We start from the raw sequence: 17,117 nt of genomic DNA, 5'->3' as shown, positions 1-17,117 counted from the left end.
GCACTAGATAAATTCAATTAAGCCTCTTGCTCTAGACAGCAAGAGGCTTTTTGTTGTTGATAGCTTACGATTCTTTGATTGTAATCATCTAAGACCCGTTACAGCATATGCAGTTATTTTTATAAGCTACGCTAGCTTTCAATTGGCTTTATATTCACCAAGATGCACTTTCGATGTATTCACTTGATCGTTACAAAATCCCGATAAGCCCACAGAGCAGCAAAGCAAACATCGCTTCTGCGCAAATAACACGAGAGTTTACTGTTCAATATCGGCAAGTTATAAAGTCTGGTCTGTAAGTAAACCATATAGATAGTCATCACTTTGCTGCTGTCTACCCAGCGCTCAAATATAGCTTTATCAGTTTCGCTAATGAAATTGGATTACTAGTAAGACGCGCAGATGTAGTAAACGAACGCCAACAAGACCTAAAAGTTCCTTGTTCTGATGCATTTGATGTTGGCTTTTATGCGAAGGTGTAAGGGTGGGAAATATTGGCACACAAAGCGAACCCGTAAGTAAGCTATATCGAGTTCATGTGTCATCCTGATTATAAACTAGACAGTATTTTGCAAACACTATCTAGTTACGTGTCCTTTAGAGAGAAAGAATTAGAGATATTGACGTCTGCTAAGCTAAAAAATGGTTAAGTGGCAATGATATAGAGCCTGTTGGTGTTAATTACCTATCTAAATAGAGGCATCTACTGCTTAGTAAAACTTGATTTTTTCTACAATAAGCTACTGCTTTACTAGTTTTTGTATTACTACTATGAATCACAAGCCTCTCTTAATATTCACCAATTGTATTGTTTTATATCTCTTGGGCTAATAAAAACTCCTTCTAAGATCCTCAATCAACAATGCCAAGTTTTACCTTTTCTTAATGACATTTTGCTCACAAATAGCAATAAACCGTTACAAATAAGAGTTGAAAATCCAGTTTAGATTCGAGTTTTCGTATCAAAAAACCCTCGAAAAGCACAAAAAAGACAAAATTTAAGCTCCAAAACCCTAAAACAGCAAACCGATCGCTCATTTTTTAATCGATCAAGTGTGAATTTTGAGAGGTCGCCCTCACTTTTTTTTATGCGTTTGAACGCTGAGCATCAAATTGTACTTTCGTCACAGTTTGTAACCAAGTGTTACCATAAACTATTTGTCATACATTAAGTCAATTAGTCAAACAGACAAAAAGGGTAAACCTCCCCATGAAAAACAATAAAATTGCATTAGCTGTGGTAGCTACACTTTTCGCAGGCGCAGTAAACGCCGGAACCCTTGATTACCGCACAGAATACAAACACGATGACGAAAAATGGGCTCACCGTGCAAAGATTGGTTCAAGCACAAAACTATCTGATCAGGCAAAACTTTACTTTAGCATCGAGCAAAAATGGCAAAGTGAAGCAAACGAAGACAAATCAGTTGATTTCTGGAACAACACATCACGTGGTGACTCTGAGTTTGATTGGGGTGTTCAATACAAGATCAATAAGAACTGGTACGTACAACCAGGTATGCCAATTACCTTTGGCGAAACAAAAACCACATACAAACCTCAGCTTCGCGTGGGTTACAAAGCGAATTTTGGTCTAACTACCGCTCTTCGTTACCGTCATGAGTTCCAAGACTACAACAGCGAAGGTGGCACATTCACTGACACTGACGGCAACAAAGTAGATCGCGCAGACAAAACTATCCAACAAGGTAAGTGGACTCTTACTGGTTCTTATAAGTTCTCTCAAGAGAGCCTAAAAAACCTAAAACTTAGCTATGAAGCAAACTACAACAAGAGCTACGAAAACGAACGTAAAGCAAACGGTGAAGATTGGGAATGGGATCTAGGCGTTATCATTGGTTACCAAATCGATAACTTCCGTCCATACATGGAATTCTGGACAGTTGACCAAGGGTCTTCTGCAGAAGACAACCGCCAGCTAAGAACTCGTATCGGTCTAAAATACGCGTTCTAAAAAGACGTAACACAATATGCCCCCGATGGAATGGGGGCTTTAACAACAAACAAACGAACGTGAGATATCAATATGAAAAAGACTAAATTAGCACTAGCTGTAGCGCTATCTGCTGGCTTATTAGCTGGCTGTGATTTTGATGTAGGCCCAGATTCGGGCAGTGATGGTGGCGGTAGCGAAGGTGGCGGTTCTACTCCTACTTCAGCAGTAGTCGGTCCACTATGGAATTTTGAAGACGCTTCTGGCGCTTCAACTCAGGCTATTGGCCTACCAAATGTTTACGTCTTTGATGGTACAAACCTAAAATATTATGATGATGATGCTACTCCTAACGTATATGAAATAAAAGTAACTCCATATACAGATGATGCTGAAGCAGGTGAAATCACTTTTACCTACTACGATGAAGCAGGTACAGGTAGCGAAGTATCAGGTACATATACCGTAGATAACGGAGTACTTACAGTAGACACTGCTTCTGAAGGCGTTCTTATCGGTGCCGATGATACAAGCAATGCTGACATCAAAGCAGCAGTCGATGCAGCAAATGCTGATGCTGGTTTCAACAACTATGTTCAAATTATTGATACGCTAGATACTGACACTGGTGAGCTTAGACTTAAGCTTTCGGACATTGATTTAGATCCTATTACTTCAGGTAAGCTAACCGTGGATCTTGTTTATCAAGAAGACGAAGACTCTATCGGGGATGCTAACAGCAAGAACGCCTACATTTCATTCTATGCTTCAGGCACTTCTACCATCAATATGCATGGTGAAATCGCTTTAGAAGCCGGAAAAATTAAATACCGTGATAATAACAAAGCACTCGTTGAGATAGTTGGTTCTTACGAAGAAGGCGAAGAACTAAAAATCGAAGCTAATTGGGACGACGGTGTATTTAACTTCAAAGTGAACGATGTAGAACACTCGTACGCGCCGAATGAAATCCCTGAAAATGCTCCTGTAGAAATTATTGCTATCAGACTTGGTGATAATGGCAGTACCAACAATTATGAGGTACTTGCTGATAATCTTGAAGTTTACTCAAATGATAGTGGTTCTGAGACATTAGTCTTTAATGATAACTTTGATGGTTATGCTGTAGGAACAGTTCTGAATAGTTCTCCTTACAACAATAACAGTTCAGAAGCAGTAGTTGTCGGTGATACTCCAGTAGAGCCTGCAGACCCTGTAGATCCAGTTGATCCACCAGAAGAAGGTGATGTTACTGACGATTTCGAATCATACACAGCAGGTACACTTATCAGCGATGCTTCTTCTGACTGGAAAACGTATAACATCCTTGACGATGAATTTGGTACTACTACGGCTGAAGTGAGCAATGCTAAATCTAACGGTGGTACTCAATCATTGTTCCTAGAGGATAAAAACACTGATAACAAACCTTTTGCTACTCGTGCGTTTGCAGCAGAGTCTGCTGCTGGGTCAGTTAGTATCGATGCCTACTTCCCATCGACAAATACTAAGTCTACTTATATAAACGTTGGTGTAGGTAAAAACAACTCTGACCGATATTTCGAACTTAACCAATCTGGAACGCAGCTAAAATATGAAGCTGGTGATTCAGATGTGAAGATTTCAGATATTGTGCAAGACCAATGGTACACAGTGACACTAGCTTGGACTGCTGAAGGTAAATTTACCGTATCTTTAGATGGACAAGTAATAGCAAGTGACATTGATCAAGCAAGTACTGGATTAACAACTACAAATATCCCAACACAGCTAACACTGTATACAGGTGATAATGGTAGTAATGTAAATACCGCTTACTTCGATAACCTAGCTTCAGACTTGTTCTAATCAACAACACCTGACTCTAATCCAAAGCCATAGCGATCGCTATGGCTTTCTTTTTTCCAATTCGCGGTAGCACATCAAATATTACCCGTTTTGTTACCCTCCCAAACGACTAAGTTGTCCTCCTCTTCATACGAAACAAATAACTACTGTTCGAAGCTGGCATAAATTCACTCGCAAAAGCCCTTTTTATCTATTTTGAGAACTCGCATTGCCACGGTTAGATCGAATGAGTGGTTAACGTTAAACATTTCGGCCGATAGTTTTTATACAGTCACAAACAATTCAAACAAGTAGTTACACTTCTCTAGTTGCAATAACATTACCACCAACTTTGTTAAGTTGGCAGTTGTCTCGTTACTACAGCTATAGGCCAACTCCGAGACGCAGTTACTGTTCGCAATCACAGCCCTCAACTTGACATGCACTTGTACATCATAGTCTTTAAATACAATAATTTACCCACATCAATAAGAGATAAAGAACAGATATTACCGAGATATGAAATCCATTGGCACATCCGTTAATCACAGTAATGAGTAAATTGTTAAGACCACAATATTAATGTACATGGAGATTGACGCTCATTTTATCTGTTAAACACATCTATTTGTATTATAAATGGATGTGTTTTTTGTAAGAAATTATTACAAATAAAAGCGATTTCAGATTCAAAATGACACCAAATAAAGAGAGTCAACTGAGCAACTTTACCTAAATAAAAAATCTAAATTCAACAGCTCACTAAGCGTCCAGATGCACAAAAATCACACTCATAACTACATGCTTTTACAGTGACAAAATAAACATCCACAATTACTGCAACCACCGGCATACAAACCTAAAAACACACACATTACAGTCATATAAACCAAGCAAAAAACTTGAACTTCGCACGTTTATCGTTCTAAAAATCGGATTTTCTAGCGATCTAGCTCCCATTTTTTTTTATAAAAAACCTATCTAAAGAATAAACTGTACTTTCGTCACAGTTTCTCGCGTTTCATTTCCATAAACTATTTGTCATACATTAAGTCAAATAAAAAGACACACAAAGGAAAGTGAAATTCCATGAAAAACAATAAAATCGCATTAGCAGTGATAGCATCACTATTCGCAGGCTCTGTTAGCGCTGGTTCTCTTAACTACCGCGCAGAATACAAACACGATGAAAAGACTTACGCGCAGCGTATTAAGATTGGTGAGTCTGTAAACATTGCAGACAAGACAAAACTTTACTTTAGTGTTGAGCAGAAATTCCAAAGCAGCGATACAACAGATTTTTGGAACGAAATGACACGTGGTGATTCCGAGTTTGATTGGGGCATTCGCTACGATCTAAATAAGCAATGGTACATTCAACCAGGTATGCCAATTACGTTCGGTAACGAGCGTACTACTTATAAACCACAACTACGCGTAGGTTACAAAGCGAGCTTTGGTCTAACTACGGCCCTTCGCTACCGCCATGAGTTCAGAGAATATTCAAGCAGCGACAGCAACGGCAACCGCACTTTAGTTGACGGCACTAGTGTTGCTTCAGCTGGCAAAACCTTCCAAGAAGGCAAGTGGACATTGACAGGTTCGTACCGTTTTTCTCAAGAATCTTTAAAGAACCTGCGTCTTAGCTACGAAGCAAACTACATGCACAACTACGATGATGTTCGTCTTTACAACAACACCAACGAAAACTGGGACCTAGGCGCAATCATCGGTTACCAATTTGGTGACATCCGCCCATACATGGAATTCTGGAATGTTAAAGGTGCTGGTTCAACAAGCGATGACCGTCAGTTAAGAACACGTATTGGTGTAGCTTACTCATTCTAAGTTACACAAATCTAATAGATAAAAATGGTCAGACTTTAGACCCTACATTTCCAACGTCTGGCCTTAACAACAAATTATAAGAGAGAATTATATGAAAATTACTAAAACAGCTATCGCAGTAGCGATTTCATCAGCTTTTTTGTTCGGCTGTGACTTTGATGTAGGCAGTGAAAATAACTCTACAGATGGTGGCGGTGACAATGGCGGTGGCGGTTTACCACCGGTAGAAAATGCACAGAACTATGTTCAGATCCAAGATTCTTCTGTAGCTGATACCGGTATACTTCGCATAAAGACGTCTGAGAGTAAATCTGAAACTGTAGTAGATAACATTCCTGTTGGCTTCTTAACAGTAGACCTAACTTACCAAGACAATACTGCAATCAACGGTGAAAATGCAGCTGCAAATGCATACATCCAACTCCACACTACTGCAGGTTCAAGTAACGCACACCTTCGTGGTGAGATAGCACTGGGTGAAGGCAACGTTAAATATCGCGATAACTCTTCTAGCTTAGTTGAGACTGGAGGTACATACACTCCTGGCGAAGAACTAAAAGTTAAAGTTAGCTGGACTGAAGATGAGTTTAGTTTTTCTATCGGTGATGACACCTATGGCCCGTACGCAGCTACAAGTAGTGACCCTGTAGAGTTAATCTCGCTGAAAGTTGGTGACTCTAAGACAAAAGCCGATCTAGAGTTAATCGCAGATAACTTAAAAATCTATAGCGGTACCGAAGCAGAAAACGAGCTTATCTTTGAAGATGACTTTGATAATTATGGAGTTGGAGATGAATTAACCAACTCCCGCTACAACCGTGCAATCGATGTTATGGTTTTAGGTAACGGTGAAGACAATGGGGGTGATAATGGTGGAATCACACCTCCTCCAGGTGATGTTACGGACAACTTCGACTCTTATACTGTAGGTACGCAAATTGATGTTGCGAGCCCTGTTTACCAACTAAAGAATGTTGATGGCGTACTTAATACAGCCGTGATTAGTGATGACTTTGCTAAGTCTGGGACCAATTCTCTACGAATTGAAGATGGTGCTGACTCTTCAACTAATAACAACAAAGGTATAGTCGGGCGTGATTTTGCAGCCGGTGCTGCAAATTCAGGATCTGTTTCTACCTCTGTTTACATCCCTACGGATGGTTATGTAAAAGCATCATACATTTTCTTAGGCACGAATAACGATTCATCATCAAGTGGTCGTTTTACTGAAGTTGTATTTACTTCTTCCGAAATTAAGTACAGAGATATCTCCGGCAATCAACAATCACTTGCTTCTTATTCTAAAGACACATGGGTAGATGTAACCATCACTTGGGCAGGTGATGATGTTACTGTCAATATTGATGGCAACGATTACCCTACCTTCAAAGCTGAAAATGCAGGTGGTTCCCCAACAGCTATGGCACTTTATAATGGGGATAATGGTTCTAAAGGTACGTACACCTATTTTGATGACCTACATTCAGACCTATTCTAGTCCCTACTAGAAAGAGCAAAGTTTGACTACTAGATAAGATAAATCCTCATCAATTGCTTGATGAGGATTTTTTATTCTTAGCTCAACATTATGAACAATTTAAGACAAAAATATGAACAAGAAAACACATATCATCATGCCATTGCTTTTAGCAACTGCATTAACGGGTTGCATGGAAGGTTCTAGCAGTAATAACGAACAAGATAACGGCCCAACCACACCAGAGCTACCTTTAGAACCCGGAAATGGCTGGAATATAGAACAATGGAAAATCACACTCCCAGTCAGCGAGTCATATTACAAAGAACACTTTGGCGTCAGTTCAGGTTTGAATACACGCGACAGCGCAACGGAGTTACTGCCGAATAAATGCAGTGGCAAGGATGTGTTCTCATTAGAGACATCCCTACCCTACTTTTATGTTGCTGATAATGATGACGTTCATTTCATCGTTGATTTAGGTGACGCAGGAATATCAACCACTACCAACACCAAGTATGCACGTTCAGAGTTAAGAGAGTTATATAACTATAACGCTTCTAGCATTTGCTCTTCGTCAGCTCAAAATTGGACAGTGGTAGATGATGAAAATCATCAGCTTCAAGCACAGTTACAGATTGAAGATTATCCGAACATCTCAGGGAAAGATCCAAAGGTCATTGTGGGACAGGTGCACGGCTATAAAATCAAGCAAGCCCTGATTAAATTACAATGGGAAGGTGGAAATAAGCCTATTAGGGCAATATTAAACAATACGTTTTTACCTGACGATCAATCTTGTAGCTACTGTAAATCGTTCAGTGTGGACCTAGGCACGGCTCAGGCAAACTCAGATTGGAGATACAATATCGAAGTGAATGAAAATGGTATTGTTTTAGAGGCTGCAGGCGTAAGTAAAACATTCGCTTGGGGTGAAAAGATTGAAAATACCGGTTACGCACTAGATCCAAACTGGGCACATAGCGATAACAGTTTCTACTTCAAAGCAGGTATCTACCCGCAAATAGAGCCTAGCTCCTCTCTTTCCGGTCAAATCTTCGACGTAAGCTTCAGTGAGATCAAAATCACCCACCAGTAACAGTCGCTATTACAAATGTTAAAGCGGCCTTGTGCCGCTTTGCTTTTTGATAACTAGCCTATCCTTAATCAATTGCGTGCCTACTCCTCCCCTAAAAGGCTATTCCCCCTCTCGACAATCACATCAGTGAAATAGATCACTGTTCATAAGTGTTTGCCCCCACTTTAATTGTCAATATTCATAAAGCAAGAACGACACATCACACACTTCCAGAGCCCACTCGTTCTATTCGACAACATCACCATAGAAAATCAAGTCCCTTTAAAACAATACCTTAGCCACCCATGTAACAATGCATTACAGCAAAAAATATAAAACCCACCTTTGAAGTGATGTCGGTCACGTGCAAGTTTTGAAAACACCACTTAATCTATTTGTCATACATTAAGTCAAGATACGCAACAGACTAAGGAAAGTTAAATTACATGAAAAACAATAAAATCGCATTGGTAGTGGTAGCCTCTCTATTCGCAGGTTCAGTCAGCGCAGGTTCTCTTAACTACCGTGCAGAATACAAACATGATGAGAAAACTTACGCTCAACGTATCAAGATCGGCGATTCAGTTACTATTGCTGATAATACTAAACTTTACTTTGGCGTTGAGCAAAAGTTCAACAGTAGCGATCCGACAGATTTTTGGAATGAAATGACACGTGGTGATTCCGAGTTTGATTGGGGTATTCGCTACGATATAAACAAGCAATGGTACATTCAGCCAGGTATGCCAATTACCTTTGGTAATGAACGCACTACTTATAAACCACAACTACGTGTTGGTTACAAATCAAGTTTTGGCCTAACTACTGCTCTTCGCTACCGTCATGAATTTCGAGAGTACTCTAGCAGCGACAGCAACGGTAACCGAACTTTAGTTGATGGCTCTAGCGTTGCTTCTGCAGGTAAAACCTTCCAAGAGGGCAAGTGGACGCTGACAGGTTCGTACCGTTTTTCACAAGAATCCTTAAAGAACCTTCGCCTAAGCTATGAAGCAAACTACATGCACAACTACGACGATGTTCGCCTTTACAACAACACCAATGAAAACTGGGACCTAGGTGCAATCATCGGTTACCAATTTGGCGACTTCCGACCATACATGGAATTTTGGAACGTCAAAGGTGCCGGCTCTACCAGCGACGACCGCCAACTTAGAACTCGTATAGGTATCGCTTACTCGTTCTAGTCAATCAAACAAAAATAATAATTAGTAATGACTTAGCGGAAAACTACACCGTCGCTCCGCTAAGCCATAACGAGAAATAAAAGAGAGAAAATTATGAAGGTTTCAAAGACAGCTATTGCAGTAGCTATTTCCAGTGCGTTTTTGTTTGGGTGTGATTTTGATATTGGCAGTGAAAATAATGAAACAGCCCCACCACCAGAGGTAACTCCACCACCATCTGACGTTTATTCTATTGAAAACATTTATTGGGATATGGTCAGTGACACCACTGCACGATCGTTAAGTGGAACGCAGCCTTACCTTTTTGCTAATGATGAAGAAGGCACCCGTGCTCTTAGCATCTACACAGGTGATGTTACTAGTGGCTACACCTTCACAAGTTCTTCATATTCTGCAGACGAGGAAGGATCAGTTTCCTTTGATGGTAATCAATGTACTTACACTGTAGCGGACAACGAGCTAGACATGTCTTGCACTAAAGATGGTGTTCCAACCTCTTACTCTGCAACCGAAATTGTAGATGAAGATGTAATCGCCGCTTTAGAAAACGCCACTGATGGGAAGCCGGCGACAATTGAAGAAGTAAATGCAGCAATTGCCTTAGCTCAAGACGGTGACATCATAGGCCTATCAGCTAGTGGGAGCTTTAATTCTGGAGTTATCGAACTCAATAAAGCTGTTATTCTTGACGGTGCTGGTCTAGCACAATTTACTGGTCAGGCTTGTATTTTAGTTACTGCTCCAGGAGCGGAAATTCGCGACATTATTTTCAATAACAGCCATATTGGCACAGAATCTGCTTGCGTTGTTTCTGGTTCTACCGCCCGCTCTGGCGCTATCGTAATCACAGAAGATGTTACTGGTGAACCTGCAACCCTGACGAATCTGACTATTAATGCTGAGAACACTAATGCTGATAACTTGAACAATAAGTCAAGCTGGATATATACAGAAGGAAAAGTCAATCTGGTCGATAGTACCTTTAACAACCTCCCCTCTTCATATTTAAACATGGCTATGTATTCTGCTTGTAATAAAGACAAATCTGGAAGCGTAATTCAAGGTAATACTTTTAACCTAGCGGGCAACTCAACGAGTGAATCCGCAGCAATTAGACTAGGTAACTCTAGTAGCCAAATTGTTACCGCCGACGACTGCAACTTCAGTATTGAAAACAATGAATTTACAGGTGCATATACGACACTTCAAACTGATGTTATGACTTCAGAGTATCGACCTGTAGCAATACATGCTGTTAGAGCCTCTATTGCCAATCAAGACTTCGAAGACACTAACCAAATTGTGCAATAACTTTATAGCCAATCTAGCGTAGGTGAAATACCTCCCAATTGTATAACTGCAATCGGGGGGTATTTTTGTTTGTTCCTCAGCTCTCTAGCTCAGATTTAAAGTAGCAATCAGCTCTTAGCCTACGCACTCCATAAGAAAAGCAGCTGTGCACATCAGTAACTCTAGGTTAAAACGACCTTGTGCCGCTTTTTTTTTAACTAGATCACACTCGCCTGCCATTTGTATTATAAAAACATATAACGCCATCTATAACTTCGGACAATAGAACAGCGTTCGGCTTGTTTTAGAAAAATAATTGGAACTTCTACACCCCCTTGTATATAAAGCTTTGCAACAAGTTTCAAGGTAATTCCCGCCGCAAAAAAAACATAAATACGCTCGTCATAGAGATCTACGTCACATCACACATCACTGCAAAAACCTAAGATCCTTGTCATACATTACGACTTATTGCCAAACGTAAGCAAAGGTAAATCAACAATGAAGACAATGAATAAAGTAACAATCGCACTACTTACTACAGTTGCAGCAGCATCTGTAAATGCTGGTTCTCTTGACTACCGTGGCGAGTACAAACACGAAAGTGAAGAGTTTGCACACCGTATTAAAATTGGCTCTTCCGTTAAACTCTCTGATCCAGCAAAACTTTACTTCAGCGTTGAGCAAAAGTTTAACAGTGAAGATAAGTCAGACTTCTTTAATCAAGTAGAGCGCGGTGATTCCGAGTTTGACTGGGGTGTTGCGTATACTCTAGATAAAAACTGGTATATCCAGCCTGGAATGCCGATCACGTTTGGTGATAACAAAACGACTTACAAACCTCAGCTACGTATTGGTTATAAAGCAGATTTCGGTTTAACCACTGCCCTACGTTACCGCCATGAATTCCAAACCTTTACAGATAGCGCTTCAGACACCAGTTCAGCCGACGGCGATACTATCGTTCGTGCAGGAAAGACCATCCAGCAAGGTAAGATTACTCTGACAGGTTCTTACAAATTCTCAGATGAAGCGTGGAAGAATCTTCAACTTAGCTATGAAGCCAACTACAACCACAACTACGATGATGTTCGCCTAGCCAACAACGAGAACTGGGATTGGGACCTTGGGTTGAAAGTCGGCTATAAAATTGACAACTTCCGTCCATACGTAGAATTTTGGAATATCAAAGGTAAAGACGGCTCAAAGACTGATGACCGCCAACTTCGTACACGTGTTGGTATTAGCTACAGTTTTTAAAGCATAAACATGCTGTATATTTAGGCGGTGGAGTGTCTATCGCCTAGGTATCCCATGCAATTAGCTTGTTTACATACGCTTAAACCTTCTATTCCTACATTGCATACAGCAGTTATGGTTTAACCGCTTTTTCAAAAGTTCTCTGTAAACACCGCTCCTTCGTGATACAGATCACCTTTTATACACACTAGAATTCAATTGTATTATTAATATATATAAATAAAGAATGATGTGACACACACTTCTATCGCCCTTATCTTTTTTTATGCAACCTTTTTCACTCTAACTATCTGTATTCAAAAACAATAACTTAAGATCGAATGTAACAGGGTGTAACGCCCTACAAACCTAAAACTCACACCTAAGGTGACGACGATCACATGCAGCGTTCAACCAAAGCCCTTAATATATTTGTCATACATTAACACCAACAATGACTCCGAAGGGTTATACATGAAAGCTTTAAACAAAGTTACTCTAGCACTACTTACTACTGTAGCTGCTGGTTCAGTAAGTGCTGCATCACTAAACATTCGTCACGAATACAAAAGTCACACAGAACAACATGCTACTCGTGTGAAAATGGGTGACAGCATTGGTAACTTCTACTTTAGCGGTGAGCTTAAATTTAAAGGCGCTGACGGCGACTTTATGAAGGACCTACAAAACAACGGCTGGGAGCTAGACCTAGGCTACCGTCACAAGATTGACGGCACTAACTGGACAATCCAACCAGGCATGCCAATCGAAGCCCGTACAGCTGGTATGACATACAAGCCTCAACTACGTGCTACCTACGCTCTAGAAAGCGTTGACGGCCTTAGCCTAAGTGCTCGTTACCGTTACGACATCAGAACGCACAGCAACGGCGACAGCACACAATTCCGTCACCGTATCACTGGTAACGTAAACTACTCTGTAGCAGATTGGAAATTTGGCTTCGAAGCTAACTACTACGATGCTGAAGATAGCTGGATTCTTTGGGACGGCAAATCAGAAAACTATGAGCTAAACCTAACAGCTGGCCGAAAATTTGGCGACTGGTACCCATTCGTTGAGTTTGGTGATGTGAACGCTAGTTCTACTTCAGCGACTCGTGAACTACGTAGCCGTGTAGGTCTTACTTACAGCTTCTAATATCACACTCCCAAAGTGGACGAAGCTAGAAACAATAAAGCCAGCATTATGCTGGCTTTCTTTATTCTCTAACCCTAGAAACTCGCTTTAAGGTCTAGTTCCCCAACTTAAACAAATACCCAAATTTCAAATCATGATTGGGCTCTAGTCGCTTAGTCTGAGCCATTAATAACTCTGCCGTAGCCAAAGCATCACTTAATGCATTGTGACCATTGTACTCAGGAAGATTATAGCGTGCACGAGTACCAGATAGCGTTAGATCAACATCTTCGACATCATTACGCGCTTTGGCCATCTTCTTCTCAATACACAGCGTGTCCAACCAAATCAAAGGCAAGTTCCATACGTGGTAGTTACTCTTGAGATACTGATTAATGAAGTTAGTTTCGACCACACATCCATGAGCCACAATAACTTTGCCTAAAGCCGCATCGTAAAATGATCGCATTGCGTCGTGTATAGACACGCCTTCATCAAGCATCTGTGGAGTGATGTGGTTGATTATCGCCGTCTCTGGCTTAACCTGAGACTCTTGGTTGATATAGAAATGACAGGCAGTGGTAAGGTCTACCTTTCTCTTGGATAACACCACCCAGCCTATCGACAAGATCAGATCATTTTCGCTGTCTAATCCTGTGGTCTCAAGATCCAGAATAATGTAATCCAATTCATTGTGTAGAGTCTCTACCTCAGGAGTAGGGTTCTCTAGCAATCTCTTGAACAGTCTTGGTGTCGTCTTACTATCTACGAGTGACTTTCTTTTACGCTTGGTGCTTTCTAAAGGATGAAAATATTTAAACATAATCTATCGCGTCCCGAATCTCACTTTTGCAGCCTCTTGCAGATCGGCAATGATCCTAAACGCATCCTTTAGATGCCCGCGCTCAAAACTACCAAAGCTATTTGGGTCGATATGGTTGTTTGGCTCTTCGCCTTTCTTAAGTGCAGTCAACTGATGGCTAAATCTAAACGACAAGATAAACTCGTATGCGCCAAGAATGTTCTTGTACGAATCTTCAGACAGTAAGCCCTTCTCATACGCAATTTGAAAGCGCTTATCTGTCGCTGACGTATCACTTTCTACCGCTAAGCCATAGATTCGCGCCAAATCGATAATGAGGTTAATGGCATACTTCTTAACGTTCAGTGTCTTCTTGTTCTCACCTGATTTCTCTAAAACAAGGCTGTTAAAAATGCCTAATGGTGGGCTGGTATTCACCGCATCGTTTGTCAGTGAAAGTAAGAACTCACGGCTATTACGAATGTTCATATGCATTTCATCGCGAAGTATTTTTTCAAAGTCATTGTTGCCGTAAACGGAACGAATTTCTAAGAATACACTGATGTTAAGCAGACGCTCGTATTCTGGATTTGCTACCCACTTTTTGTAGTAGTGCTTCCACATGCTAACTGGTTGCAACCATTTTGGGTTTGCAGCCATATAGTTACCTGGGCATAGCGGATAACTACAGCTTGCCAACCCATTACATACCAGACTAGCAAGATGTTTGAAGTAAATCTTGTCACTATCGGTTGCCTCATCAGTCAGTACGATTGCACTGTCTTGGTCTGACAACATGTGTACTTCGTTTCTCGCATGAGAGCCCGCAACAATCCACGCAAATTCGCATGGCGGTGGACCCAACTTATCAATAGATATCTGAATAATTCGGCGAGTATACGCATCCATGATCATCGTCATTACCTGCCCAATGACCTCTGGTGCAACCTTCCCTTCTACCAAGGCTTCGAAGATAGCTTGTCTTTCTGGGGTAAAGCTCGACAAAGACTTAATACTGGTGGCGTACTTAATTTTCTCAATCAAGAAAATGGCTTGAACACGGTGATTCTGTACTAGGTGAGAGGTGGTTAATAAGCCAATCACTTTGTTGTTTTCAACAATTGGCAAGTTGCGAATATTGAATTGCATCATTACCGAAGCAGCATGCAACACTAAATCATCGGGTGCGATGGTTAATGGCGAGTAAGTCATTACGGAAGAGATCGGCTGATCGATAGACGCACCTAACGCGATCACTCGCTTGGTCATATCTCTATCTGTAATCAAACCCACGATTTCATCGTTATCATAGATAACAGCGCAAGAAGTACGCTTCACAATACGCATCTCGTGAGCAACTTCTTGTATTGTGTTGTTCGCCTGCATGACCGCAACTCGACCACTAGCGACCTCGCTTACTCGTTTTATGAATAAGCCTTTTTCACGATTTGACCATACGACATCTAGAGCCGATTTGAGGCGGACTTGCGCTTGAGAAGCAAAGTGTTCCGCGCTCTCAGGAGATGATTTAAACAGTTGCTGCAGTGCAGAGTGAGGAATTAAATACAGTAACGTATGCTCAATCGCTACAGCCTTGTAGCCTTTGTCGCTATCGATTTCAGAATCTAGGAACGTAAAACCGAATAAATCTTCAGGCCCAAGGCGAGCGCGGAGTACACCATCAGATTTGCGCTGCTCCATAGAACCGGTACGCACGATATACAGGTACTTCTCATCACCCTCAACACAGAGATCAACATCTTCTCCCTTACTGAGATAGGTGATTTTCACCTGAGACGCGAGTTCTCTAAGAGCTGGCTTGGGAATCTTGTCAAAAGGGTCAATCTGACTGATAAACTGAATGATATTAGGTAATAGAGATTGAGGCATAGAAGTTCTCGTAAACTATGGTGAAACCGCCAAACGGCTGATTAGTCTTATTATATATCTAACATTCGAGTTAGTAACGAAATTGTAACTAATGTGACTGTGATTTATTTCTATAAATCGTTAATTTTTCACATAAAAAAAGCACGCATAAGCGTGCTTTTACAATATTAGCTGAGAATTGGTTAACTTACTTCAGGAAGACGGTGATTTGTCGCTTGCAAGTGCTCTGCAGATGCTTGGCGTGCTTTGTCACTGTTGCCGGCCATGATCGCGTTGTAAATTTCACGGTGTTCGTTGATGCAAGTACTGCCTTCTTCTGACGAATGAACAATAAAGTTCACAAACATAGTCGTCAAAATATTACCAAACGGCAGATAGAAATCGTTACCTGTAGAGTTAAAGATCAAGCTATGGAAGCGAGTATCTACATCTGTCCAACGCTCGATATTCAACTCTGCCTCTGACGCAACGTCTACCATCTCTTGAAAGGTTTCTGATAGTTCGATGCGTTGTTCAGCAGTAGCGAATTGTGCAGCAAGTGCACATGCTTCAGGCTCAATGGCACGGCGTAAACCCAAGAATTGCATGCAGAATTGGTCAACATCCGCTAGACCATCCATCCACTCAATTAGCTGAGGATCTAGGAAATTCCAGTATGCTCTGTCGACAACCTTGGTGCCCACTTTTGGACGTGACTCCAAAAGACCTTTTGAAGTTAGAAGTTTTACGGCTTCACGAAGTGCTGTACGGCTAATACCGAACTGCTCACACAAGGTCATCTCACCTGGCAGAATTGAGCCTTGAGCTAGCTCTCCAGAAAGAATGCCGCGAGCAATTTCGCGAGCAACCTGTACGTGCAAACTGCGCTTTGAGCCTGCGATTGAATTGAAGGAACCTGACATAATTTAAACTTACTTATTATTAATGTATTATCTAAGGCCAAATATACCACTCTGATTCAAATGCGCCACAAACCTATAGTGTAAACGTGACATACCCCGTCTAATGGGGGGATCATAGTGGTAACACAACGCCTACCCAACCCCTCTCCTTATCACTTTCGTCATACAACTCATTAACATAAAGCATAGCATCGATTGTGCAACGCCGCCCCTAACGTGACTAAAGTCTGAATTCTTGCCTGTAAATTGACTTATATCTCAGAATTAGTTGATGTTGTAAAATGTTATTGTATTATTTTAATTCATGGTGAATGTAGAGGTTCATTGCAATTGCTAACTCGGTAATTGTTAAATTTGATACCCTGTACTCGCAGTGACTGTGGTTTCACAAGAGAGACTAAACTTTAATAAAAACGATGATTACCCTCTCAATGTTAAGTATTCGCTGAGTTGTCTCATGAACTTTAA

At 41.0% G+C, this 17,117-nt stretch carries 12 protein-coding genes; 9 read left to right on the top strand and 3 right to left on the bottom strand.

Going from position 1 to position 17,117, the window contains the following annotated elements; all coding sequences use genetic code 11:
• Window positions 1-1,210: 1,210 nt before the first annotated feature.
• The 9 genes from D5I41_RS06295 (at window position 1,211) to D5I41_RS06255 (ending at window position 13,076) form a co-directional block, all read left to right on the top strand.
• Window positions 1,211-1,975 carry an oligogalacturonate-specific porin KdgM family protein gene (locus tag D5I41_RS06295; RefSeq protein ID WP_119009041.1) on the top strand — a complete coding sequence of 255 codons (765 nt, stop codon included), beginning with the start codon at window positions 1,211-1,213 and terminating at the stop codon, window positions 1,973-1,975.
• A 72-nt stretch (window positions 1,976-2,047) separates the two neighbouring features.
• Entirely contained in the window at window positions 2,048-3,802 is a 1,755-nt protein-coding gene (locus tag D5I41_RS06290) for a hypothetical protein (RefSeq protein WP_119009040.1), read from the top strand.
• A 1,068-nt stretch (window positions 3,803-4,870) separates the two neighbouring features.
• Window positions 4,871-5,629 (top strand): oligogalacturonate-specific porin KdgM family protein, encoded by a 759-nt coding sequence (locus tag D5I41_RS06285; RefSeq protein WP_119009039.1) that lies wholly within the window; start codon window positions 4,871-4,873, stop codon window positions 5,627-5,629.
• Between the two features lie 91 nt (window positions 5,630-5,720).
• Window positions 5,721-7,127, top strand: a complete 1,407-nt coding sequence (locus D5I41_RS06280) for a hypothetical protein (RefSeq protein ID WP_119009038.1) — start codon at window positions 5,721-5,723, stop codon at window positions 7,125-7,127.
• A gap of 112 nt (window positions 7,128-7,239) precedes the next feature.
• Window positions 7,240-8,205: a polysaccharide lyase family 7 protein gene (locus tag D5I41_RS06275; RefSeq protein ID WP_119009037.1), complete on the top strand. Its 966-nt coding sequence runs from the start codon at window positions 7,240-7,242 to the stop codon at window positions 8,203-8,205.
• Between the two features lie 425 nt (window positions 8,206-8,630).
• Window positions 8,631-9,389, top strand: a complete 759-nt coding sequence (locus D5I41_RS06270) for an oligogalacturonate-specific porin KdgM family protein (protein ID WP_119009036.1) — start codon at window positions 8,631-8,633, stop codon at window positions 9,387-9,389.
• A gap of 93 nt (window positions 9,390-9,482) precedes the next feature.
• Window positions 9,483-10,700 carry a hypothetical protein gene (locus D5I41_RS06265; protein WP_119009035.1) on the top strand — a complete coding sequence of 406 codons (1,218 nt, stop codon included), beginning with the start codon at window positions 9,483-9,485 and terminating at the stop codon, window positions 10,698-10,700.
• Window positions 10,701-11,180: 480 nt separating this feature from the next.
• Window positions 11,181-11,939, top strand: coding sequence for an oligogalacturonate-specific porin KdgM family protein (locus tag D5I41_RS06260; RefSeq protein ID WP_119009034.1), 759 nt, complete (start codon window positions 11,181-11,183; stop codon window positions 11,937-11,939).
• A 453-nt stretch (window positions 11,940-12,392) separates the two neighbouring features.
• Window positions 12,393-13,076 (top strand): oligogalacturonate-specific porin KdgM family protein, encoded by a 684-nt coding sequence (locus D5I41_RS06255; protein ID WP_119009033.1) that lies wholly within the window; start codon window positions 12,393-12,395, stop codon window positions 13,074-13,076.
• A 94-nt stretch (window positions 13,077-13,170) separates the two neighbouring features.
• Here D5I41_RS06255 and D5I41_RS06250 read toward each other — a convergent pair whose 3' ends face one another.
• The 3 genes from D5I41_RS06250 to D5I41_RS06240 form a co-directional block, all read right to left on the bottom strand.
• Window positions 13,171-13,878, bottom strand: coding sequence for a 3'-5' exonuclease (locus D5I41_RS06250; protein WP_119009032.1), 708 nt, complete (start codon window positions 13,876-13,878; stop codon window positions 13,171-13,173).
• Between the two features lie 3 nt (window positions 13,879-13,881).
• Window positions 13,882-15,747, bottom strand: a complete 1,866-nt coding sequence (locus tag D5I41_RS06245; RefSeq protein ID WP_119009031.1) for a DUF294 nucleotidyltransferase-like domain-containing protein — start codon at window positions 15,745-15,747, stop codon at window positions 13,882-13,884.
• A 182-nt stretch (window positions 15,748-15,929) separates the two neighbouring features.
• Entirely contained in the window at window positions 15,930-16,649 is a 720-nt protein-coding gene (locus D5I41_RS06240) for a FadR/GntR family transcriptional regulator (RefSeq protein WP_119009030.1), read from the bottom strand.
• Between the last annotated feature and the right edge of the window lie 468 nt (window positions 16,650-17,117).

Source organism: Vibrio superstes (genome assembly GCF_003569005.1).
GTDB classification, from domain to species: domain Bacteria; phylum Pseudomonadota; class Gammaproteobacteria; order Enterobacterales; family Vibrionaceae; genus Vibrio; species Vibrio superstes.
Note: the sequence above shows the minus strand (reverse complement) of the source record. Positions and strands in the feature narration are given on the sequence as shown.